This window comes from Auraticoccus monumenti, from assembly GCF_900101785.1.
GTDB lineage: Bacteria > Actinomycetota > Actinomycetes > Propionibacteriales > Propionibacteriaceae > Auraticoccus > Auraticoccus monumenti.
On the sequence record NZ_LT629688.1, the window covers coordinates 1 to 22655 of the forward strand.

The 22655-nt window shown below is 68.1% G+C and carries 18 protein-coding genes and 2 pseudogenes; 14 read left to right on the top strand and 6 right to left on the bottom strand.

All coding sequences use genetic code 11. The annotated features are described in order from the left end of the window. The 3 genes and pseudogenes from BLT52_RS21300 to BLT52_RS21140 form a co-directional block, all read right to left on the bottom strand. On the bottom strand, positions 1-249 hold a 249-nt coding region (locus tag BLT52_RS21300), incomplete at its 3' end, for a hypothetical protein (RefSeq protein WP_231946422.1). Between the two features lie 415 nt (positions 250-664). Further along, positions 665-853 carry a hypothetical protein gene (locus tag BLT52_RS21135; protein WP_197679128.1) on the bottom strand — a complete coding sequence of 63 codons (189 nt, stop codon included), beginning with the start codon at positions 851-853 and terminating at the stop codon, positions 665-667. Positions 854-1004: 151 nt separating this feature from the next. Further along, positions 1005-1719, bottom strand: a pseudogene (locus BLT52_RS21140) (NAD-dependent epimerase/dehydratase family protein). Between the two features lie 392 nt (positions 1720-2111). Here BLT52_RS21140 and BLT52_RS00015 point away from each other — a divergent pair. The 6 genes and pseudogenes from BLT52_RS00015 to BLT52_RS00040 all read left to right on the top strand — a co-directional run bounded on the left by BLT52_RS00015 (position 2112) and on the right by BLT52_RS00040 (position 8537). Then, positions 2112-3308: a DegT/DnrJ/EryC1/StrS family aminotransferase gene (locus BLT52_RS00015; protein WP_090589426.1), complete on the top strand. Its 1197-nt coding sequence runs from the start codon at positions 2112-2114 to the stop codon at positions 3306-3308. Continuing rightward, on the top strand, positions 3305-3928 hold the full coding sequence (locus tag BLT52_RS00020; protein WP_090589429.1) for a sugar transferase: 624 nt from the start codon (positions 3305-3307) through the stop codon (positions 3926-3928). Before BLT52_RS00015 ends, BLT52_RS00020 begins: the two co-directional genes overlap by 4 nt. Further along, entirely contained in the window at positions 3925-4569 is a 645-nt protein-coding gene (locus BLT52_RS00025; protein ID WP_157676884.1) for a NeuD/PglB/VioB family sugar acetyltransferase, read from the top strand. The genes BLT52_RS00020 and BLT52_RS00025 overlap by 4 nt, the downstream gene beginning before the upstream one ends. Before the next feature lie 8 nt (positions 4570-4577). After that, a complete protein-coding gene (locus tag BLT52_RS00030) occupies positions 4578-5723 on the top strand; it encodes a glycosyltransferase (RefSeq protein WP_197679127.1) in 1146 nt (381 codons plus the stop codon). A gap of 46 nt (positions 5724-5769) precedes the next feature. Next, complete coding sequence (locus tag BLT52_RS00035) at positions 5770-6999, top strand: oligosaccharide flippase family protein (RefSeq protein ID WP_157676885.1); 1230 nt, start codon at positions 5770-5772, stop codon at positions 6997-6999. A gap of 365 nt (positions 7000-7364) precedes the next feature. Beyond that, a pseudogene (locus BLT52_RS00040) lies at positions 7365-8537 on the top strand (IS3 family transposase). Positions 8538-8863: 326 nt separating this feature from the next. Here the strand turns inward: BLT52_RS00040 and BLT52_RS00045 are convergent. Beyond that, positions 8864-9568 (bottom strand): FkbM family methyltransferase, encoded by a 705-nt coding sequence (locus tag BLT52_RS00045; protein WP_090589436.1) that lies wholly within the window; start codon positions 9566-9568, stop codon positions 8864-8866. Positions 9569-10201: 633 nt separating this feature from the next. Between BLT52_RS00045 and BLT52_RS00050 the strand changes: the two genes are divergently transcribed. After that, a complete protein-coding gene (locus BLT52_RS00050) occupies positions 10202-11677 on the top strand; it encodes a polysaccharide biosynthesis tyrosine autokinase (RefSeq protein WP_172803958.1) in 1476 nt (491 codons plus the stop codon). Next, entirely contained in the window at positions 11674-12231 is a 558-nt protein-coding gene (locus tag BLT52_RS00055; RefSeq protein ID WP_090589440.1) for an arsenate reductase/protein-tyrosine-phosphatase family protein, read from the top strand. The genes BLT52_RS00050 and BLT52_RS00055 overlap by 4 nt, the downstream gene beginning before the upstream one ends. Before the next feature lie 3 nt (positions 12232-12234). On the opposite strand, the gene BLT52_RS00060 is transcribed toward BLT52_RS00055, so the two are convergent. Continuing rightward, the gene (locus BLT52_RS00060; protein ID WP_090589443.1) at positions 12235-13119 is read right to left on the bottom strand and encodes an SGNH/GDSL hydrolase family protein; all 885 of its coding nucleotides are present in this window, start codon (positions 13117-13119) and stop codon (positions 12235-12237) included. 115 nt (positions 13120-13234) lie between these two features. Between BLT52_RS00060 and BLT52_RS00065 the strand changes: the two genes are divergently transcribed. Then, positions 13235-13825 (top strand): YdcF family protein, encoded by a 591-nt coding sequence (locus BLT52_RS00065; RefSeq protein WP_157676886.1) that lies wholly within the window; start codon positions 13235-13237, stop codon positions 13823-13825. 49 nt (positions 13826-13874) lie between these two features. On the opposite strand, the gene rfbA is transcribed toward BLT52_RS00065, so the two are convergent. Further along, the gene (gene rfbA / locus BLT52_RS00070; RefSeq protein ID WP_090589448.1) at positions 13875-14738 is read right to left on the bottom strand and encodes a glucose-1-phosphate thymidylyltransferase RfbA; all 864 of its coding nucleotides are present in this window, start codon (positions 14736-14738) and stop codon (positions 13875-13877) included. Positions 14739-14792: 54 nt separating this feature from the next. Between rfbA and rfbB the strand changes: the two genes are divergently transcribed. The 5 genes from rfbB to BLT52_RS20995 all read left to right on the top strand — a co-directional run bounded on the left by rfbB (position 14793) and on the right by BLT52_RS20995 (position 22640). After that, complete coding sequence (gene rfbB, locus BLT52_RS00075) at positions 14793-15788, top strand: dTDP-glucose 4,6-dehydratase (protein ID WP_090589451.1); 996 nt, start codon at positions 14793-14795, stop codon at positions 15786-15788. Positions 15789-15790: 2 nt separating this feature from the next. Further along, complete coding sequence (locus BLT52_RS00080; protein WP_090596110.1) at positions 15791-17152, top strand: sugar nucleotide-binding protein; 1362 nt, start codon at positions 15791-15793, stop codon at positions 17150-17152. 129 nt (positions 17153-17281) lie between these two features. Then, the gene (locus BLT52_RS00085; RefSeq protein ID WP_090589452.1) at positions 17282-18649 is read left to right on the top strand and encodes a DUF6395 domain-containing protein; all 1368 of its coding nucleotides are present in this window, start codon (positions 17282-17284) and stop codon (positions 18647-18649) included. A 114-nt stretch (positions 18650-18763) separates the two neighbouring features. After that, on the top strand, positions 18764-20404 hold the full coding sequence (locus tag BLT52_RS00090; RefSeq protein WP_090589455.1) for a hypothetical protein: 1641 nt from the start codon (positions 18764-18766) through the stop codon (positions 20402-20404). 106 nt (positions 20405-20510) lie between these two features. After that, on the top strand, positions 20511-22640 hold the full coding sequence (locus BLT52_RS20995) for an acyltransferase family protein (protein WP_172803959.1): 2130 nt from the start codon (positions 20511-20513) through the stop codon (positions 22638-22640). Positions 22641-22655 lie beyond the last annotated feature (15 nt).

A 22655-nucleotide genomic window follows, 5' to 3' on the forward strand; every position in this document is an offset into this window, starting at 1 on the left:
CCCGATGGAGATAATTCTGAATCCGGTCGCCCCGAGCGGGCGCCGATGCGTCGCGAACGAGTCCTCGGTCAACTGGACGTTCGACCGCGCCAGCTGGAGGCTCCCCGGATGCGCTGGGTAGATCCGCTGCAGGAAGCCTTGCGACACATAGATCACCGCGTCGGCAGCGGCGACCTGTCTTCTCATTGCCATCGTCGCCACCTGGGCAACGGCAATGCCGACCGAGCCGAGAGCGCCTGCTCTCAGCACGCCCCCGACGTCGCCGACGACGTTGGCCAGGAATGGACGCCGTAGCTTCCCGGGACCACCGCAGCAACTCGCCTGCCAACAGACCGGGCAGCTTGCCACCGAAGTGCGCGGACCGGTCGGGTGTCGCGCGACGGATGGAGGACCGCAACTTCACCAGCGAGAACAGGGCTTGGACCGGCCCCTCATAGAACGGAAGGCGCGCGACCGTGACCCCAGGGCCCTCGACGGGGTCGTCCGCTTAGGGTGCCACTCGCCCTCACCCTAGCGAGCACAACCACCTCGTCGAAGTGTTGCAGCATCGGGCCATAACCCTCGTACCAGTCGCCCGGGTGCGGTGACCGCACGACGTGATCGGGGCCGGCTTCCAGGCGAGACTCTGTTGCGAAGTAGAGGCGCCTTCCCGCAGCCACCGTGGTCACCGTGCCAACAGGCTCTGACGCATCCAGTCGACGGTGGCCGTGATTCCCTGCTCAAGCGGCACCGCAGTGATCTCGGGGAACAATCTGCGCAGACGAGCCGTGTCCGCGTGCGAGTCACGCACGTCACCGGGACGCACCGCCGTGTGCTCGATCAGGAGTGGCCGCCCAGTCTCACGCTCGATCATCTCAATCACATCCAACAGAGAGCTTCGGCTGCCGAGGGCCAGGTTGACAGGTTCAGCCGAGCGCCGCTGCTCTCGCGCAGCGAGGGATAAAACCTCGGTGACAGTGTCGACGAAAGTGAAGTCCGAGTTTGCAGACCGTCGCCGTGGACCGTCAGCGCTTCACCCCGCCAGCGCCCGGCTGGTGAACTCGGGCACCACTGCGGCGTAAGCGTGGCCGGCCGCCTGCCGCGGGGCCATAAACATTGAAGAACCGAAAGGGGAGGACGCTAACCCCGTACACCGCTTGGTAAGACAGGGCGTACGACTCTGCGGCCAACTTGCTCACGGCGTAGGGACTGATCGGCATCGGCCGCTGGTCCTCGACCCGAGGGAGGACGGGGTTGGCACCGTAGACAGAGGATGACGACGCCAACACGACATGCGAGTGGGATGCGCGCCGCCGCCTCGAGCACAGCGAGAGAACCAGTCGCATTTGCATGGTGGCTGGCTAGCGGGTCCTTTATGGACCTGGGGACGGACGGCCGTGCCGCTAGGTGAACGATCGCGTGAGCATCCGCAGCAGCGCGGGTCAGCGCTTCAGGATCAAGGATCGAACCCTCGATGATCTCGACGTCCACACCGTCGAGGTTGGACCTGAAGCCGCTGAAGAAGTCGTCGATCACGGTGACTCGCTCCACTCCGTCTGACAGGAGCCTGCGGACAAGATTCGAGCCGATGAACCCAGCTCCGCCTGTGACGAGAATCTTCAACTGCCTGCCCCTTTTCCTGATCTGATACTGGTGCACATCCGTGAACCCAGAGCCGCAGTCCGACCGCCGGTATCGAGCGGGCCGTGACGGGACGCGCTTGCTCCCCAACCGCCGCACCGCACCAACTCAGTCCGGTGCCGCATCGGCGCTGGTCCCGCCACTTGCCTGCGCCTCGAGCATGGCCTCTTGGTCACTGACTCACGACTGGACACACTGGCGCCCACGGCGAGCTAGCGCCTACTCGCAGTCTATCGGCACTCAACCTCGAGATGGCGAGTCGGACAGCAGGTAGCACTTCCCTGCGGAGAGTACGCGAAGGAAAGTGTTGGTTACGCGCATGCAAGCGTCGCTGAACACCTTGCGCGGCACAACCGTGCAGTTCCTGCCCCGGCGCCGAGAGGGCTAGACTCATTGGCGAGCCTCTGACCGCGACACACGTCTGGCAGGTCAGCAGAACTAGCCGCGGGAGACTGTATGGATCGTCGACAGGGAAGTGAGTGTGCGGCCACGTGAATTCCGTTCCCGCAGACGGTGATGACACCCACGCAGGATGGCCTGAACGCATCTACTTGTCCCCGCCTGACGTGGGTGTGGCCGAAGAAGCCGCAGTCATCCGGGCGATCAGGTCTGGATGGGTAGCGCCGCTCGGCCCAGACGTGGACGCGTTCGAGCAAGAACTTGCACAGGCCACCGGCCGCAAGCATGCGGTCGCACTCTCTTCGGGTACCGCCGCCCTGCATCTGTCGCTGTTGAACCTCGGTGTTGGGCCCGGTGATGTTGTCATCACGGCCAGCATGACCTTTGCGGCCACGGCCAACGCCATCACCTACACCGGCGCGACACCCGTCTTCGTGGATTCCGACGTCACTGGGTGCATCGACCCCGACCTCCTAGCCAGCGCACTCGAGGACCAGGTCGCCCGTCGAGGCGACGTCGCGGCGATCGTCCCCGTCGATCTGCTAGGACAGGTGGCGGACTACAGGCGGATCGACGAGGTGGCCGCACAGCACGGGGTTCCGGTTGTCGCTGACGCGGCCGAGTCGTTCGGAGCACGACGCGGAGGTCGACCCGCCGGCAGCGCCGGGGTTGCGGCGGCGCTGTCGTTCAACGGGAACAAGATCATGACTACGTCGGGCGGCGGCGCGCTGGTTACCGACAACGAGGAGTTCGCCGCTCGCGCTCGCTACCTCGCGACCCAGGCCCGTCAGCCGTTGCCGCACTACGAACACATCGACATCGGATACAACTACCGGTTGTCCAACCTGCTGGCGGCCTTGGGGCGTGCTCAGCTCGTGCGGCTGGAGTCCATGATCCAACGGCGTCGGTCCTGGCGTCGTCACTACGGTGAAGTTTTCGCGCACGTCGACGGAGTGAGGATCCTCGGCGCTACCGGGTGGGCCGACGAGTCCGTGGACCGGGATAACTATTGGTTGACCTGCATCATGGTTGACCCGGTGGCGGCCGGGTGGTCAACGCAAGAACTGCACCAGTGGTTGACCGAACGCAACATCGAGGCTCGGCCCATGTGGAAGCCGATGCACCAGCAGCCGGTGTTCGCCGCCGCGCCATCCTACATCACCGGGGTGAGCGACGCCATGTTCGCCACCGGGCTCTCGCTGCCGAGCGGTTCGGCCCTGACCGAGGCACAGTTCGACCGCATCACTTGTTCGATCAGTGAATTCCTCCGAAGAGTGCCGCGGCGATGACCCGATACGACCGCAGCAAGCGAGCGCTGGATGTAGTCGGGGGTTGCATGGGCCTACTGGTCACCGCCCCACTCCAGCTTGCCATCGCCACAGCTGTCCGGACACAACTCGGCGCACCCGTACTCTTCCGGCAGAGACGTCCCGGTCGAGAGGGGGAAGACTTCTCCCTGCTCAAGTTCCGAACGATGTTGCCAGTAGATGAATTGCGACATCAGGTGCGCGACGCGGATCGGATGACCAAGTTGGGGCGCTTCCTACGAGCTACGAGTCTCGACGAGCTGCCAAGCCTGTGGAACGTCATCGTAGGGGACATGAGTTTCGTCGGCCCGCGGCCTCTGCTGACGGAGTACCTTGACCTGTACACGCCCTTCCAGGCCCGACGACACGAGGTTCGACCCGGGATCACCGGGCTGGCGCAGGTGGCTGGACGCAATCGGGTGAGCTGGGAGGACCGTTTCGTCCTGGACGTTGAGTACGTCGAGCGCCGGTCATTCTGGCTGGACGCGAGCATTCTGTGCCGGACGGTGGTCACTGTCGCTTCTGGCCGGGGCGTCACTTCCGCAGACCACGTGACTGCGGAGCCCTTTCGTGGTTCAAGTCAGGCCGGGACAGCAACGTGAGCAGCCCGCTGGTCATCGTCGGGGCAGGCGGCGTAGGACGCGAGATCGTTGAGCTGGTGAGCGCGATCAACCGGTACCACGGCCACGCCCATGAGCTGCGTGGAGTGGTTGACGATTCCCTCTCCCCCGCCAATGCCCGCCGTCTGGCGGCCGCTGGCGTTCCGTTCCTAGGACGAATCGCCGACCTCCCTGGCAGGGAGGCGGTGGCATGCAACTTCGTAGTAGGCATCGCCAACCCCCAGGTCAGACGCACCCTGAGCGGCATCATGATCGACAAGGGTCATAGCCCCGTCGTGCTGGTGCATCCTGACGCAACACTCGGAAGGAGCGTCCACCTGGAGCCCGGCGCCGTGATCTGCGCCGGGGCGCGTCTGACGGCGAACATCCTTGTCGGAGAGCACGTGAACGTGCACGTCAACGCCACGGTCGGGCACGATTCCCGACTCGGGGCCTATGCGTCGCTCTACCCGCAGGCCGCGGTCTCCGGGGATTGCCGGATCGGCGCCAGTGCAACGGTAGGGGCCTCCGCCACCGTCCTGCAGGGCCTCTCAGTCGGTACGCAGGCGTTCGTTGGCGCGGGGGCTGTAGTTGTCCGCGACGTCCCCGACCGTCTTGTGGTCAAGGGCGTACCAGCCCGGTGAGGCACCTGGTGGTCGCGGTCAAGACGGTCGAGGGCGGCCTATGGGTGCTACCGCAGGTCCGGGAGGCCTGCCGTCGGGGAGCGAAGGTCACGGTCATCACGCCAACAGGCGAAGGGCGTCTCACCCGGGCCCTCGCCCAGCTCGCGAAAGAGGAGCCGGGCGTCACGCATGTACCGTCGCCATACGACTTCACCTTTCGCCGCCCCTGGCGCGTGCCCGTCGGACTGTTCCGACTGCGTCGCCTCTTGCGGCGCCTCAACCCTGATGCGGTCCTCTATCATCTGTACGCCACCGCACTCGCTGTTCGGCTCGCCACGCTGGGACTTCAATTGCGTCGCGTGTACATGGTGGCGGGGCCCTTGTATCTCGATGCCCCGCTGATCCGGTGGGTCGAACGATTCCTCTCCCGGCTTGATGACGTGATCATCTGCGGCAGCGAACACACCCGGCGTCGCTACCTCGCCCTCGGGCTTCCGCCGGACCGACTGCGGGCGATCCCCTACGGTGTCGACCTCTCCGCGTACGAGCAGGCCCCCGCAGAGGCCGTCCACCGAGAGCGTCTAGGGCTGAAGGCTCATTCCTTTGTCGCCGTGATGGTGGCCTACGTCTACGCCCCCAAGCGCATCGTGCACCGAGGTGAGGGCATCAAGGGTCACCGCCACCTGCTCGAGGCCTGGCAAGTTTTTCACGCGCAGCACCCGGAAACGGAACTGCTTCTGGTAGGTAGCGGATTCGACTCCGCTGGCGAACATCACCGTCAGCACCTGAAGGACATCTTCATGTCCGGCAGCCAGTCGCACGGGATCCATTGGCTGGACTCAGTCGAGGACGTACGCGATGCCTATGGTGTTGCCGACGTCAGCGTCAGTCCGTCGCTTTCGGAGAATCACGGCGCGGTGCTGGAAGCGTCGTCTATGGGGGTGCCCAGCATCGTCAGCGACGCCGGCGCGCTGCCTGAGACGGTGAGCAGCGCATCCGGATGGATCTTCCACGCGGGAGACACCCTGGAGCTGGGCCACCGCTTGGAGGCCGCCTTCGCCGAGTGGAAGTCAGTTGGCCTTGAGCGGCGCGGCCAGTACGCCCGAGAGCTGATGGTCGAACGGTTCGACCTGTCGGCACTGGTGCGCCTCGTCATCGACTGCACCGATGTCTAGGCCTTCACGGCTGGTTCAGCAGTCGGCCCGCACTGCAGTGTGGGCCGTGGTCGGCGTCGCATGTTCGCTGCTCTCCGGAATCGCGACTGCCCGCATGCTCGGGGCCAGCGACCGGGGAACCCTGGCAGTGGCGCTGACCGTGGTGGGTCTACTCTCACTCATCGGGGCGCTGGGTAGCAATGTCGCCTTCCGAATGCTGCTCCCTAGCGACGGCCGAGTCACCATCGCCGCCTTCGGCCGACTGACGACCAAGTTGGCACTCCCGAACGTGGCGGCTCTCTTGATCCTGATGGTCGTCTTCTCTCACCGCGTCGATCGCCAGCTCTCCGATCCAGTCATCCTTGTATGCGTGGCCGTGCTCGGTGTGACGATGTTCTTCTCCAACCAGGTGCTTGACTGCTTCAATGCCCTTCACCAGTCTCACCGCGCCGCTCGACTTAATGCCCTTGGAGCCTTGTCGACGGCGATCCTGAACCTTCTGTGCTGGATAGCAGGCTTCACCCTCACCGCGGCACTACTCTGCTACGCGGCCGGATTCGCGCTTCGCACCGGCATCGGCCTCATCTTGTTGCACCGGGCACCGGAGACGCGACACACCGAAGAAGGCCCCGGAGGTCAGTTGCTGATGCTGTCAGCTGGATTGCCGCTGATGGGTGGAAACCTAGGTCAACTGGTGATGCTGCGGCTGGATCAGGTGCTGGTTGGCGTGCTCCTGGGGAGTTCCGCAGCAGGAATCTACGCGGTGGCCAGCATCCCCGCCGGCGTGCTGGCCGTGGTGTCGAGTGCAATTGGGCAGGTGGTGTTGGCTGAGGCCGCGCGCGGACTGCTGAGCAAGGGAGCCCTGGTGCGGCTGACCCTTCAGGCGTCGGGACTCACCCTTGCTCTAGCCGTTACCGGGGCTGCGTTGGCGCCTTGGCTCTTGCCGCTCCTCTTCGGGGCCGAGTTCAGCGACTCAACGCGGACCGCGCAGGTGCTTCTTTTCGCGCAGGTCGCACTCGCCCCCTTCCTCATCCTCAACAGAGCGGCAGTCGGCTACGGGATGGTCAGATGGTCAGGGTTGACTGGCTTGGCAGGCGCGGTGACGCTCATCGTGACGGTGCTGCTGCTGGTTCCCCAGTTCGGTGTGGTGGGGGCCGGAGGCGCAGCCACTCTCACGTTTGCTGTTGCGACGACGGTGACCGCCGTGGGTCTTGCCGTGCGGCGACCTTGGGCCCATGGCTCGGAGCACCAGCGTGCCCGTGGCCGTGAGGAATCGGCCCCTCCGGCCACGATGTGACTTAAAGCGGTCATCACTTCCGCCACCCGCATCGGACCAGCATCGAGTGCAACAGCGAGCGTAACCATGATCGACGCCATAGAGCACACCTGTCGCTGTACTCGTCGACGCGCTTGTCGCCTTCGCATACTTGGCATCGTTCCCATGGCCGCGCGCCGCGCGGGAAGCCGAAACCTAGGTCGGGTGGTGGGTTCACCGCTACGGCTGCACCGGCGCGCCGCGCCGGACGCATTATCGGAGCTGAGCCCGAGCAAAGCCCGCCGCGTCGCGGGCGCACGGCCTGCCGGAGGGCGTCTGGGACTGCTGAGAGTTCGGTTGTCACCTGACCTGTGGCGATGGGAGTCGCCGCTGGAAGGATGTCGACCATGCCCGCTCCCCATCCCAAGGAGTTCCGCGACGACGTCGTCGCTGTCGCACGGCGCGGTGAAGCACCGATCGCTCAGATCGCCAAGGACTTCGGGATCAGCGAGTCCTGCCTGCGCAACTGGCTGACCAAGGCCGATGTGGAGGACGGCGTGAAGCCCGGTGTCACCACCGCAGAGAACGTCGAGCTACGCGAGGCCCGCCGCAAGATCCGCCTGCTCGAGCAGGAGAACGAGGTCTTACGCAGAGCCGCGGCCTACCTGTCACAGGCGAACCTGAAACTGGGCCAGTCCCCAAAATGACGTTCCCGCTGGTCCGTGACCTTGCCGCTGACGGAGTACCCGTCGCGGTGACCCGTCGGGTGCTGGGCTTCTCTCGCCAGGCGTTCTACGCCTGGGACAACCACCCGATCAGCGATCGAGATCTCAGCGACGCCTACCTGACCAACGCCGCCATCGAGATCCACGTTGAGGACCCCGAGTACGGCTACCGGTTCGTGGCCGACGAGCTCGCCACCGCCGGCCACGCCGCCTCCGAGCGCAGGATCTGGCGACTGTGCTCCACAGCCGAGATCTTCTCCACCCACAGCCGCCGGCGCGGGCCGGCCAAGCGTCCCGGTCCACCGGTCCACGACGACCTGGTGCAACGCGACTTCACCGCAGACGCGCCCAACCAGCTGTGGCTGACCGACATCACCGAGCACCACACCGACGAGGGCAAGCTCTACCTCTGCGCGGTCAAGGACGTGTTCTCCGCGCGCATCGTGGGCTACTCGATCGATGCCCGGATATAGACCCGCATCGCCGTGAACGCGCTGTCCAGCGCTGTGAGTCGGCGCGGCGGCAGCGTCGCGGTGTCAGGCTGCACGCTCCACTCCGACCGAGGTAGCCAGTTCAGGTCCAGGCGATTCGTCGAGGCGCTCAAGCACCACGGCCTGACCGGGTCGATGGGGCGCGTGGGCGCAGCCGGTGACAACGCGGCGATTGGAGTCGTTCTTCGCACTGCCACAGAAGAACGTCCTCAATCGGCAGCGTTGGCGCACCCGCCAAGAGCTCCGGCTCGCGATCGTGACCTGGATCGAACGGACCTACCACCGCCGACGCCGACAACGCACCCTCGGCAAGCTCACCCCGATCGAGTTTGAGACCATCTACGCAGCCGCTGACGCGGCCTGAACCCCACTCACCAAGAGTGACAACCAGACCGTCAGCAGTCCTCTGGCTCAGGGCCGAGCGTCCACGTGCCGCCGGAAGTTCTCGGGGTGACGCTCGAAAGAAGTGCCGACGACGCAGGCAAGTGCGTCTTGGTCCCATCCGCACCAGCTCAACGGTCGGCCGTGATCGGCGTGCATGAGTCCACTTCGGGGACACCTGAGGGGGCGAAACGGGCCCTTGAGTACCTTCGCAGATCACTTCCGGGTTCCAACTTCACACGTGCGGCACCACAATCACGTTCACCCTGACTACACCTTGGTATGGGAAGGCGTGGTACGACGAGCGCGCTATACCCTTTCACCCTTGGCCACGTCAACATCGCTTCGGAGAAGCCGCTGCTTCAGCGGATACAACCGTCTTCGTACAGCGTGTTCTCGACGGCGTAGCACTTTGAACCGTAGGTCGCGTGTCCGGCGGTTACCCTCCACCCACTGAAGCCAGTTTCGCGTCCCCCGGATCACCCCTCCGAACTGAATCTCCTCCGCCGACTGGAAGTCGACGCCGCTGGCCACCAGCTGGGCCCGAACGGCAGGCTCCCGATGACTGAGGCTCGGCGCCTTCCGCACGTCGAAGTGCACCAGTAGGTGGTCGATCTTGGCGAGCTCACCCGATCCGAACAGTCGGTCGATCAGGTCCGCCTCAGCACCTTCGACGTTGATCTTCGCGTACACCTGGTCGCTGTCGCTCACGTTCTCAGCGAACCAGACCGCAGCGTCTCGGAACGCGCAGTCAGCCGAGTCTGTGATCGGGTTCTTGTCGAAAGCAGTCGACGCACCCACATCTCCAGGATTGTGCAGCGTCATCGTCGCGTCCTCGCTCCACAGTCCGAAACGGCAGATCTCGACCCGCTCATCTGCCAGCGCCTCGATCCGCGGCCAGCACACAGGCGCCGGCTCGAAGCACACGATCCGGTCGAAATGCCACTTCGGATCTCGGACAACCGCCAACGTCTCACCGATGTGAGCACCGATGTCCAAGAACACCTTCGCCACGAAACCTCATTTGGATAAGGCGAGGCCATGCGGAGGGACTTCGAGCAACCCTGCGACCTCGCGAACGCTCCCCCGAGCAGTGGCTCGCAATCTACCATCTTGGGCGGAGCGGACCCGGATGAGACGTCGACCAATCGACGGGGTAGCACCTACCCCTGACGTGTCGAACGTGCCGTCACAGGGGTGGCCGGAGACTTCAAGGCCCTAGGGGTCCGCACTCAAGACACCGGGTCGACCTTCGGGAGCATGTCGGCAAGTGATGAGCCGTCCGCTGAACGCGTGTTCGCGAGGTGACACCGCGGACACCCACAGCCCCAAGTGGAGGGCTGGATGGACGGCCCCTTGGTGTCGACCCTTGAGGAACGAGTCGCTTGAACTGACCCGACCTGGATCCGTGGATGCTGCAGACGCGCGATGGGCGCCAAGAAGGACGCAGGGCCACGATCGCCCCGGCGTCGACCTGGTCAAATGACTTCCGCATGGCAGGTAGGCCTTGCCACGGCCGATCCTCCTCCTGTTGCCAACTCATCGTCGGCGTCGAAGCAACGATATCGCTGGCCAAGGTGGGATTTGAGACGCCGTGCCGTACTCTTCCTCCGAGGATCCGTGCCGGTCCAGAGACGAAGGAACCCCATGGAACTGTCCGACTATCTGGCGGTCGCACGCAAACGTTGGCCAAGCATTCTGGCTTGTGCGCTTGCCGGAGTTGTTCTGGCCGCCCTCGCGTCGCTGCTGACAACCCCGCTCTACACGGCGCGGACCAGCGTCTTCTTCGCCGTTTCCGGTGCTGGCACCAGCGCCGAGCTGGCTCAGGGCTCCACCTATGCCGAGAAGCAGGTGCAGTCCTACGCGGAGTTGGCGGAGTCGCCCATCGTGCTGCAGCCGGTGATTGAGCGGCTGCAGCTGCCGCTGACCACCCTGCAACTGGTGGAGCAGATTGAGGTCACCGTGCCTCCTGAAACTGTGATCCTGACTATTCAGGTTTCTGACCCTGACCCGATCCGGGCGGCCGAGGTCACCAACGTGCTCGCCGAGGAACTGACTAACGCAGTGCAGCGGGTCACGCCACGGTCCCCGGACGGTGAAGAGCCGGTTCGGGCCACGGTCATCGCCTCGGCGGTCGTCCCCATAGCTCCGTCGAGCCCTGACGTGCGGCGCAACACGGTCCTAGGACTGTTGCTGGGAGCGGTCGTCGGCGTCGGCGTCGCAGTGCTGCGCACCCTGCTGGACACCCGGGTCCGCGATGAGGTTGACGTGGCCAAGGTGACGGACCACTCCGTCATGGGTGTGGTGGGGCTCGACGCCGAAGCGCAGGCTCACCCGCTGGTCGTGCACACCGACCCGCACTCTCCACGGGCAGAGGCCTATCGACGGCTACGTACCAACCTGCAATTTCTGGACCTGGCTGGTCGCCCATCATCGATCGTCATCACCTCCTCTATTCCTGGGGAGGGCAAGTCGACCACGAGTATCAACCTCGCAACCACCATGGCCGAAACGGGTCAAACCGTGCTGCTGATCGATGCCGACCTACGTCGCCCCCAGGTGGCGAAGTACCTGCAGCTCGAGGGAGCCGTCGGCCTCACGACAGTGCTCATCGGTCGAGCGGACCTGATTGACGTCGTCCAGCCGCTCGGCGACGGCAACCTGCATGTGCTGCCCTCTGGGCAGATCCCTCCGAACCCCAGTGAGCTGCTGGGGTCTGACCGGATGCGACGCCTGCTCGTAGAGGCGGCAGAGCGCTACGACATCGTCCTGCTCGACTCCCCACCCCTGCTGCCCGTGACCGACAGTGCGATCCTGTCCCGGATCACCGGAGGTGCCCTGCTCGTCGTCGGCAGCACCGACGTGCACCGCGGTCAGCTGGAGACCTCCCTTGAGTCGCTGAAGTCCGTGGACGCCCGCATCCTTGGCCTGGTGCTCAACAAGGCGCAACGACGCCACGCCGACCGGTACAGCTACGACTACACGCACAAGCACGGGTACGCACCACTTCAGGAGGGTGACGCCGTCGACGCAGCCTCCGGTCGCCATGCCCGATCCCTGCCCGGAGACGATGTCGTCGCTACCTCGCTCGAGCACAGTTCTCATCGCGACGCCGTCCGGTGACGAAGACGTTCTCCTTGCTGGCCGTCTGCACCGGCAACGTCTGCCGGTCCCCCGTGGCCGAGCGGTTGCTGGCCGAGCGGCTCGGGCCGACCGTCGAGGTGTCCAGCGCGGGCACCCGGGCGCTGGTCGGCGAACCCATCCACGGACCGATGGCGCCCTTGCTCGAACAGCATGGTGGCTCACCGCTCGCCTTCAGCGCCCGACAGGTGCGCGAGGAGGACGTCCGCACCGCTCAGCTGGTGCTGGCGATGAGCCGTCAACACCGTGCCGCGGTGGTGGAGCTGTGGCCGGGTGCGGTGAGACGCACCTTCACCCTGCTCGAATTTGCCCGCATCGTGTCCGGACTGGGCGCCACGTCGCTGACAGGTGACACGTCCGGGGTGCGGCTGTCGCAGCTCCTGCCATTGGCCGCCGCCTCTCGGTCCGCCTACCCGGCCCACCGGCCCGGCGACGATGACGTCGTCGATCCCTATGGGCGGGCCGGCGATGTCTACCGACAGTCGATGGAGCAGATATTGCCGGCCGTGGAGGCCATCGTCGCCGCCGTGCGCTGAGCGTCAGGAGCTGAGCGCCGCCGTCACGGTGTCCGCCCAGAGCCGCGAGCCCGACTCGTTGGGGTACGACCCGTCGAACAGGTAGGTGCTCAGGGGATCCGGCGCCTCGTTGAAGGCACGGTGCACGTCCAACGTCGGCAGCTGGTTGTCGGAGGCCCAGGAACGAAGGAGATCGATTCGGGTGTCCTGCTCCTCGGCTACGTCCCCGCTCGCCGGGTTCTGCAGGATGACCAGACCCCGTGCATCCTCGTGGTCCGCGGAGATCGTCGACCACAAGCCGTCCAGCCCCTCGGTCATCTCCGAAGCGCTCTCGCTGTGACCGAGGTTCAGCACGACCAGGTCGGGTGACTCGGGCTGCAGATCGCCGAGGGACGCCCCCGCCTCGATCGCGGTCTCCCCCGCGCGGGAGCCGTTGTATATCTCGATTGCGGTGCCGATCTGGGAGAGCCGCTCGGCGTCGCCGTAGTCACCTGTGTTGCTGTTCCAGGCGCGGTAGCTCACCGCATGACCCTCGGCCAGGTCGTCGGCCCAGAAGGACACCCACTCGTCTTTGCTGTTGCCCGAGCCGTCCCCGAGGACGCTGACCACCACCTCGCCATCTCCGGCCAGCAGGGCCTGGATTTCTTCGAGGGACCCTGCCTCCGGCTCCGGCTTCGGCTCGGCCGAGCGCGAGTCCGGGGTAGGCGTCGCCGGCTCCGGTGTGGGTTCGACGTCCTGCGGTGACTCGCTCGGCCCGGGCGCGCTGGCGGACGACTGGGGAGGTGCCGGCGTGGCGGCCAAGGACGATGTCGACGGACGGACGTGTTCGAACGCGAGCGCGACCAGCACCGCGGCAGCTACGGCCAACACGCCCAGCCCGATCAGACCGGCAGATTCCCGCAGCTTCATGGCCGTCATGGTAGAGGGACGGCGTGCAAGACGCCCAGTGGCCGTCCGGACACTCAGGTACCGGTGGAGACTGCCTACACTAGCCCCGTTTGGCTCCCAGACCGAGCGAGGCGTCATGGCCACCATCACCGAGGTTCCGCGTCGGGTCACACGACCGCTCGCGGTCTTCGTGACTCTGCTGGCGGTATGGGTCAGCACCGGGGTGGTGCTGCTCGGGCTCCCCCGTCTCGACGACCCTCGTCGGGTGGACGCGCTGCTGGTGCTGGGACCGGCCGACGGTCGACTCCCCCAGGCCGCACAGCTGATGCAGGACGGACTCGCCGGCACCCTGGTGCTCAGCCTGCCGGCGCCGACCGCGGCGTCGCCGGCCACGTCTAGCGCGTGTGGCGCCGAGCACCCCTACCCGGTGATCTGCTTCGCCGCTGATCCGGTCACGACCCAGGGCGAGGCACAGGCCTTCGCTCAACTCGCCGAGGAGCACGGGTGGCGGTCGATGGCCGTGCTCACCCACCGCTCCCACCTGGGTCGCGCGGGCATCCTGATCCGCCGGTGCTTCGATGGTGAGGTCGACCAGCTCGGCTCACAGGAGCGTTACACCCTGGCCACCTGGTTCACCCGGTGGGTCTACGAGACCGGGGCCTGGACCAAGATGGCCCTCACCCCTGGCTGCTACGACGAGCTGCCGTTCCGCTGGAGCGCACCGTAGCCCTGCGGATGTCGTGGGCCTCCAGCCCAGCGCCACCGGTTACCAGACGTCAGCCGACGAGCAACCCGCGCAGGTAGCTCGCGTAGGAGCTCTTGCCGTAGCCCTCGGCGGCGCGCTCCAGCCGGGCTTCGTCGATGAAGCCCATCCGCCAGGCGATCTCCTCCGGGCAGCCGATGGACAGCCCCTGCCGGTGCTGGATGGTGCGGACGAACTCCCCTGCCTCGTGCATGGTGTCGAAGGTCCCGGTATCCAGCCAGGCGGTGCCGCGGGGCAGCAGCTCCACCTGCAGCTGGCCGCGCTCGAGGTAGTGCCGGTTGACGTCGGTGATCTCCAGCTCCCCGCGTGGCGAGGGCTTGAGCTCCCGGGCGATCTCGACCACCTGGTTGTCGTAGAAGTACAGCCCCGGAACGGCGTAGGAGCTCTTGGGCTCGGCGGGCTTCTCCTCGATCGAGAGGACGCGTCCGGAGGGGTCGAACTCGACCACGCCGTAGGCGGTGGGGTCGCTCACCCGGTAGCCGAAGACCGCCCCGCCCTCGATGTCGGCGAAGCGCCGCAGCCGGGTGCCCAGACCGGGGCCGTAGAAGATGTTGTCCCCCAGCACCAGGGCCACGGAGTCGTCGCCGATGTGGTCCGCGCCGAGGGTGAACGCCTGGGCGAGACCGTCGGGGCTGGGCTGGACGACCCAGCTGATGGTGATCCCGAACTGGGACCCGTCGCCGAGCAGCCGCTGGAAGGCGGCCTGGTCCTCCGGCGTGGTGATCATCAGCACCTCGCGGATGCCGGCCAGCATCAGCGTCGAGAGCGGGTAGTAGATCATCGGCTTGTCGTAGACGGGGACGAGCTGCTTGCTGACCCCGAGCGTGATCGGGCGCAGCCGCGTCCCCGAGCCACCGGCCAGGATGATCCCCTTCATCACCGCTCCTTCGTGTGCCCGCCCTGGTGGCCCGTTGCCCCCTAGGGTGTGCGCATGCGGAGAGTACTGGTCACTGGTGGCGCCGGCTTCATCGGCGCCAACTTCGTCGAGCACCTGATGGCCCACACCGACCTCGAGGTGACGGTGCTGGACGCCCTCACCTACGCGGGGCACCGGGAGGCGGTCGAGGGGTTCGACGCCGCCCGGGTGGAGTTCGTGCACGGCGACATCACCGACGCCGAGGTGGTGGACCGGGTGGTCGCGGCGGCCGACGCGGTCGTGCACTTCGCGGCCGAGTCCCACAACGACAACTCCCTGCACGACCCGCGCCCGTTCCTCGACACCAACGTCGTGGGCACCTACACCCTGATCGAGGCCGCGCGTCGCCACGAGGTCCGCTTCCACCACATCTCCACCGACGAGGTCTACGGCGACCTCGAGCTCGACGACCCGGAGCGCTTCACCGAGCGGACGCCGTACAACCCGTCCAGTCCGTACTCCTCCACCAAGGCGGCCTCGGATCTCCTGGTGCGGGCCTGGGTGCGCTCCTTCGGGCTGCAGGCCACCCTGTCGAACTGCTCGAACAACTACGGGCCGTGGCAGCACATCGAGAAGTTCATCCCCCGCCAGATCACCAACCTGCTCGACGGCCGTCGCCCGCGCCTCTACGGGCAGGGCCAGAACGTCCGGGACTGGATCCACGTCGACGACCACTGCAGCGCCGTGCTGGCGGTGGTGGAGCGCGGGCGCATCGGCGAGACCTACCTGATCGGGGCCGACGGGGAGCGCAGCAACCGCCAGGTGGTGGAGCAGCTGCTGGTGGCGGTGGGACGTCCGGCCGACGACTTCGACCTGGTGGCCGACCGGGCCGGGCACGACCTGCGCTATGCCATCGACGCGACCAAGGTGCGCACCGAGCTGGGCTGGACGCCGCGCTACGACTTCGACGCCGGGCTGGCGGCCACCGTGGAGTGGTACCGCGCCCACGAGGACTGGTGGCGACCGGTCAAGGAGGCCACCGAGGCCCGCTACGCCGCCAGCGGGCAGTGACCGTGGCAGGAGTGGAGGTCGAGCGCACCGCGATCCCCGGGCTGCTGGTGCTCCGGCTGCCGGTGCACGGGGACGCCCGAGGCTGGTTCAAGGAGAGCTGGCAGCGGCAGAAGATGGTGGCCCTGGGGCTGCCCGACTTCGCACCGGTGCAGAACAACGTGTCGTTCAACGCCGAGGTGGGCGTGACCCGCGGGCTGCACGCCGAGCCCTGGGACAAGCTGGTCACCGTGGCCACCGGACGGGTCTTCGGCGCCTGGGCCGACCTGCGCCCCGGGGGCGGGTTCGGGCAGTGCGTCACGGTCGAGATCGACCCCGGCACCGCGGTGTTCGTGCCGCGGGGGGTGGCCAACGGCTTCCAGACCCTCGAGCCGGGCACGGCCTACTCCTACCTGGTCAACGACCACTGGAGCGCCGACGCCCAGGACGCCTACACCTTCGTCAACCTGGCCGACGAGCAGCTGGGGATCGCGTGGCCGGTGCCCGCGGAGCAGCGGATCGTCTCCGACAAGGACCGGGACCACCCACGGCTGACCGACGTGACGCCGATGACCCCGCCCGCGGTGGTGGTGCTGGGCGGCACCGGTCAGCTGGGACGTGCCCTGACCGAGCGGCTGCCTGGCGCGCGCGTCCTGACCCGGGCCGACGTCGACCTCGCCGACCCGGCTGCGCTGGACGCCCTCGACCTGACCGGGGTCGGGACGGTGATCAACGCCACGGCCATGACCGACGTGGACGGGGCCGAGACACCCGAGGGACGGCGGCTGGCCTGGCAGGTCAACGCCACCGCGGTGGCCGCCCTCGCCCGGCGCTGCCGCGAGCACCGCACGACGCTGGTCCACGTCTCCACCGACTACGTCTTCGACGGCACCGCCGAGGTGGCCGACGAGGAGACGCCCGTCGCCCCCCTGGGCGTGTACGGCCAGTCCAAGGCCGCCGGCGAGCTCGCCGTGCAGGCGTGGGAGCGCCACTACCTGGTGCGGACCAGCTGGGTGGTGGGTGAGGGGAAGAACTTCGTCGCCACCATGGAGTCCCTCGCCGCGCGTGGCATCAGCCCGTCGGTGGTCGACGACCAGCACGGCCGGCTCACCCACACCTCCACACTGGCCGACGGCATCCTGCACCTGCTGGCCACCGACGCCCCGTTCGGCACCTACCACCTCACCGACGGCGGCGATCACAGCACCTGGGCCGGCGTCGCCCGCGCCGTCTTCGCCCGCAGTGGCCGCGACCCCGGCGACGTCACCGGCGTCAGCACCGAGGAGTACTTCGCGGGGAAGCCGCACGCCCCCCGCCCCCGGCACAGCGTGCTGGGCCTGGACAAGATCACCGCGACGGGCTTCGAGCCCCCGGTGGTCGAGGTCTGAGGCCTCCGCCGCAACAGCGGTCGGGAAGCCGTTCCCCCCGACGCCTCGCACGGCGGGGACCCTCGGAGCTCGGCCAACGGTCCGCGAGTCCTCGTCCCGCCGCTCCTCCGGTGCCCTAGCCTCCGAGCTGTGATCGCCGGCGTAGAGATCAGCACCTCGTCCCTGGAGGTCGTCCTCACCCCGGAGGAGGACGACACCGAGGAGGCCGGGCGGGCCAGAGCCGGCCGGCGCCGTTTCGGTGTCTGGGCCCCCGACGGTCACGGCTTCGACGGCGTCCACCCCGACCTGGTCGCGCTGTCGGTGCTCCTGGTGGCGCAGCCCTGGACCGGGAGCCGTCTGGTGCTGAGGGGTGTCGACGGGGTCAGCGAGCGGCTCGCCGCGGCGGTGAGGTCGGCGTACGGCATCGAGCTGACGGCGGACCCCCGCCTCGAGCCCAGGAGCGCGCCGGCGGACGGCCGTCCGGGCCTGGCCTTCAGCGGTGGGGTCGACTCGACGGCCGCGATGGTGCTCCTGCCGCGGGAGACGCCCCTGCTGTTCCTCAACCGGGTCGGGCCGGACCGCTCCCCCAGCACGTCGCAGTACCAGAGCGCCGCCGCGCTGAGGGCCCTCGACGAGCTGAGCCGGGAAGGTCGGGAGACGTACGCGGTCGACACCGACCTCGAGCACACGCGGCGACCCACGGGCTTCCCGACGCACTGGGCGAACGCCGTCCCGGCGCTGCTCCTCGCCGACCGGCTGCGGTTGCACTCGATCAGCTGGGGCATGGTGCTCGAAGCGGCTTTCATGGTCGGCTCGGCCGGTGGTTTCCAGGACTGGTCCGGACGCAGGGCGATGCGGAGGCTGAGCGCACTCTTCGCCGCCGTCGACCTGCCGGTCTCGCCCGTGGTCGCCGGTCTCTCCGAGATCGCTACGGCCAGGGTCGTCCACGGCTCCCCCTACTCGTCCATCACCCAGTCCTGCATTCAGGGCTCGGTCGAGGCCTGCGGTCGGTGCAAGAAGTGCTTCCGCAAGGGCTTGCTCGACGCGGCGCTCTCCTCAAAGAGGTGGACCAGCGCCGACCTCGACGTGTTCTACCGGGAGGAACCGGTCCGTCGCGTGCTCTCCGAGGTGCCGCTGCACCACGAGAACGTCTACGGCTTCCTGCTGTCGGGGTACGCCGGGTCGGACCGGGTGCTGTCCCTCATGCGCCGGCAGCTCCGCGTCGAGGGCGCCGACCACACCCTGTTCGACCGCTACTACCCCGACGCGCTACGGCTGGTGCACCGGTCCCACCGGGCGCACGTGAGGAGCGCGCTCCTGCAGCACCTGGGCCCGATGAGCGCGGACGAGGTGGCTCGCGTGCAGGCGTGGCGGCCCGTTGGGGTGGCGGACGCGCAGGCCCACGAGGAGCTGCTCTCCACCCTGCAGGGCTACGCGACCAGCACCGCTCGGACCTCCCTGCGCGAGCGCCTGGCGCTGCCGTCACGGCTGCGGCGCCGGTTCGGGCGCCCGGGCTGAACCCACCGGCGACACCGCTCCCCTCCCCTCCCCTCCTGTCCACCCCGCCTGCACTAGCGTGCGGGAGGAGACGGAGCCGGACGCCCAGGCACCGACGACGACGAAGGCGCACCCATGACCTCCACCGCAGCCCACCCCAGGACGGGATCGGGCATCACCTTCCTCTTCTCCAGCTTCACGGGTCTGCCCGACCAGTACCTGCAGGGCTACGCCTTCGACGACGCGGACTACGTGTTCGGCTCCGGCGCTGAGGACCTGCACCAGTCGACCGGTCGCCGGATCGAGCCCGGCGGCGACGGCTGCTACGTGTCGGTCTCGCGCACGGAGGACGGCCACGTGGTCGGGGTGGACGGGTCGGGGTTGAAGAAGGTCTTCTACTACTCCGACGGCCCGACCTGGTGCGTCTCGAACTCGCTGACCCGCCTGGCCGGGCACCTGCAGGAGCACGGCGTGCGGCTCACCGTCTCCTTCGCCCACCTGATGGGGGTCAAGGTGCGCCACGGGATCACCGCCCAGCAGAGCACCTACCAGACGTTCTTCAACGAGGTCCGGCTGCTCCCGACCCGCAACTACCTGCACGTGGACTGGCGTGGCCTCCACGTGTGCACCCTGCCCCGTCCAGAGCCGGTGGACTACGTCACGGCGCTGCGCGGGTACCTGTCCACCTGGACCCGGAGGTGCGCGACGCTGCTCGGGGTCCCGGGCATCCAGATCACCTCCGACATCACCGGCGGCGTCGACTCGCGGTCCATCTTCGCCCTGCTGCACCGCACGACCGACCTGCTGGGCGAACCCGTGTCGCGGGTCCGCTTCCGCTCCGGGGTGGGCGAGCGGTGGGCAGCCGACTTCGAGGCGGCCGGTCGGATCGCGAGCCGCCACGGGTTCCGGCTCAACCCGCCGCCCGGCGTCAGGACGCTGCTGGGAGGTGCGACCGAGGGCAGCCGCCCGCTCACGGGGCCCGAGCGCTATACCGAGTGGCGCGACCTGTGCCTGGGCAACTACCTGTCCATCTACTTCCCCTCGCGCACGCTGGACCCCTGGTCGCCACGCTTCCACGGCGGCGGGGGCGGCAACCACCGGCCGTTCTACTCCCCCGGCGAACCCGAGGAGTTCCTGGCCCAGTTCGACCAGGTCAAGCCCACCTACCTGCGGGCGGCCTGGCAGGCCGAGATGCGCGGCTGCTTCGACACCCTCCGAGCCGACCAGCCGACCGTGGACCCGATGGTGATGCACTACCGGGAGTTCCGGAACCGCTTCCACGCCGGCCGGGACCCGCAGTACGCCGCCGTGCTGGCCCCGCTCAGCAGCAACCCGATCAAGGCGCTCTCCCACCACCCGGACAAGGTGGCCACCCGCCAGATCTACTTCGACGTGATGGAGAGCCTGGTACCCGGCCTTCTCGACCTTCCCTACGACGACCCCAGGAAGGCGCCGTCGGCGGAGAACCATCGTGACCTCACCGTCGTCGACGTGCGGCTCGAGCGGCCGGGGAGGGTGTGGATCGGCCGGAGCGAGGACGAGGCGGCGCCGCCCGGCGGGGACGACACCAGCCCATTCGACCTGCTGGCCCGCGACCTCGAGCGGAGCCGGCGACCACTGGTCCTGGACTTCCTCGGCGAGAAGGTGGCCGCCACGGCGCACGAGGTCGTGGAGTCGGCCCGGACCACCCAGAAGTTCGCCCACGCCAACGACGCCCGTGATACCACCAGGATGCTGACGGTCGGGTTCGCCCTCGAGGTGGCGGGCGTCGGCTGAGGCGCGCCGGGCGCGGCGGGGCCGCCTGCTCCTCGCGTGGTGGCTGGCTCACCCTCCCGTCTCGCCGTAGTCTTCCTCCGCGATCCCCCGGCCGAGAGGACGTCGCGTGACCAGCACGCCCGTACTGACCTCAGCAGTGCGCACCCCCTCGACGGCCGCGGCGGGCACGACACCGCACCGGCGTGACATCCAGGGCCTCCGTGCGGTCGCCGTCGTGCTGGTGCTCGCCTACCACGCCGGCGTCCCGGGTGTCCCTGGCGGTTTCGTCGGTGTCGACGTCTTCTTCGTCATCTCAGGCTTCCTGATCACCGGTTTGATCGTGCGCGAGGTCGAGCGCACCGGGCGCCTCGACCTCCCTCGCTTCTACGCCCGCCGCATCCGTCGGCTCCTGCCCGCCACTGCGGTCGTCCTGCTCGCCACCGCCGCAGCCACGGCGGTCGCCCTGCCGGTGACGCGCTGGGAGTCGGTGCTGCGGGACATCGCCGCCTCAGCCCTCTACGTCGTGAACTGGCGGCTCGCAGCCCAGAGCGTGGACTACCAGGCGGCAGAGCAGGCCAGCAGCCCCGTGCAGCACTTCTGGTCGCTGGCCGTCGAGGAGCAGTTCTACGTCGTCTGGCCCCTCGTCATCCTCCTCGTCATCGCCGTGCACCGGCGACGGGGCTGGACGCTCCGACGGGCGCTGGCCGTCGGGCTGGCGCTCATCGTCATCCCCTCACTGCTGTGGTCGGCCTCCTACACCGCCACCGACCCGGCTCAGGCGTACTTCGTCACCACCACCCGGTTGTGGGAGCTGGGAGTGGGTGCCTTCCTCGTCCTGGTGCTCCACCGGGTGGCCCGCCTGTCCACCACCACGCTGCGTCTGCTGGGGTGGGCGGGGCTGGCCGGGATCGCGCTGTCGGCGCTGGTGTACGACGACGGGACCCGGTTCCCGGGGCTGGCCGCCCTGCTCCCCGTGCTGTCGGCCGCCGCCGTCCTCGCCGCCGGGGCCCGTCCGCACGCCGGCGGCGCCGGCTCCCTCCTGAGCTGGGGTCCCGCCGGGCAGGTGGGTGACCTCTCCTACTCCCTCTACCTGTGGCACTGGCCTTTCGTCGTGGTTGGCACAGCGATCTTCGGCAGGGAGGACGGCACGCTGTGGTGGGTCGTCGGTGTCCTCCTCGTCTGCACCTCCGTGGTCCCAGCCTGGTTCACCTACGTCGTGGTCGAGCACCCGATCCACACCTCGCGGCCTTTCCTGCGCGGGCGCGCCGTCCTCGCCACCCTGGTCGTGTGCACCCTGCTGCCGGTCGCGGCCGCCATCGCGCTGCAGGACCGGCTCGACCGTCGGGTGGAGGCCGCCATGCAGCAGGCGGCCGGCGGCGCGGGGTTCGGCGCCGCGGCCCTCGGGAACGACCCCGCCCGGTCCCCGGCCGGCGATCCCCCCGCCGAGCTGGGGGTCGTCGTGCCCGACCTGACGGTGGTGGCCAAGGATCACGGCATCGACTACTCCCTCGGCTGCCACCAGGCCCGTCCGGAGGCGGACGAGGCGAAGGCCTGCGAGTGGGGCGACCGCGACTCCGACTTCAGGGTCGCGCTCGTCGGGGACTCGCACGCGCTGCAGTGGGTGCCGACCGTCTCGGTGATCGCCGAGCAGGAGTCCTGGGCGCTGGACAGCTACACCAAGTCGGCCTGCGGCTTCCACGACGTGCCGATCCTGGGCGGTGACCCCGCCGCCCCGTTCCCCGAGTGCACCCGCTGGAACGAGCGCCTGATGGAGGAGCTGCTGGCCGGCGACTACGACCTGGTGCTCACGACCGGCAGCAACAGCTACCTCGTGGTCGACGACGGGCAGACCTTGAAGGGGTCGGACTCGGACACAGCCCTGGCGGAGTCCTACGCCCGGACCTGGACCCGGCTGACCGACGCGGGCGCCGAGGTCGTGGCCCTGGCAAACACGCCCTGGCACACCCAGGACGTACCGGACTGCCTGGCGGCCAACGAGCGGAGCCCCGGGGTCTGCGCCACCCCGAGGGAGCAGGCGCTCACCACCGCGGGTCGTGAGCAGCAGGAGGCCACGCAGCTGGCCACCCAGGTGCCGCTGGTCGACATGAACAGGTGGATCTGCCCGCGAGAGGCCTGCTCCCCCGTCATCGGGGGCGTGATCACCTTCCGGGACCGGCACCACATCACCGCTACCTACGCCAGGACGTTGGCGCCCATGCTCCACCGGGAGCTCGAGCGCTCCGGCGCGGTGACCTGAGGTGGACGGGCTCGC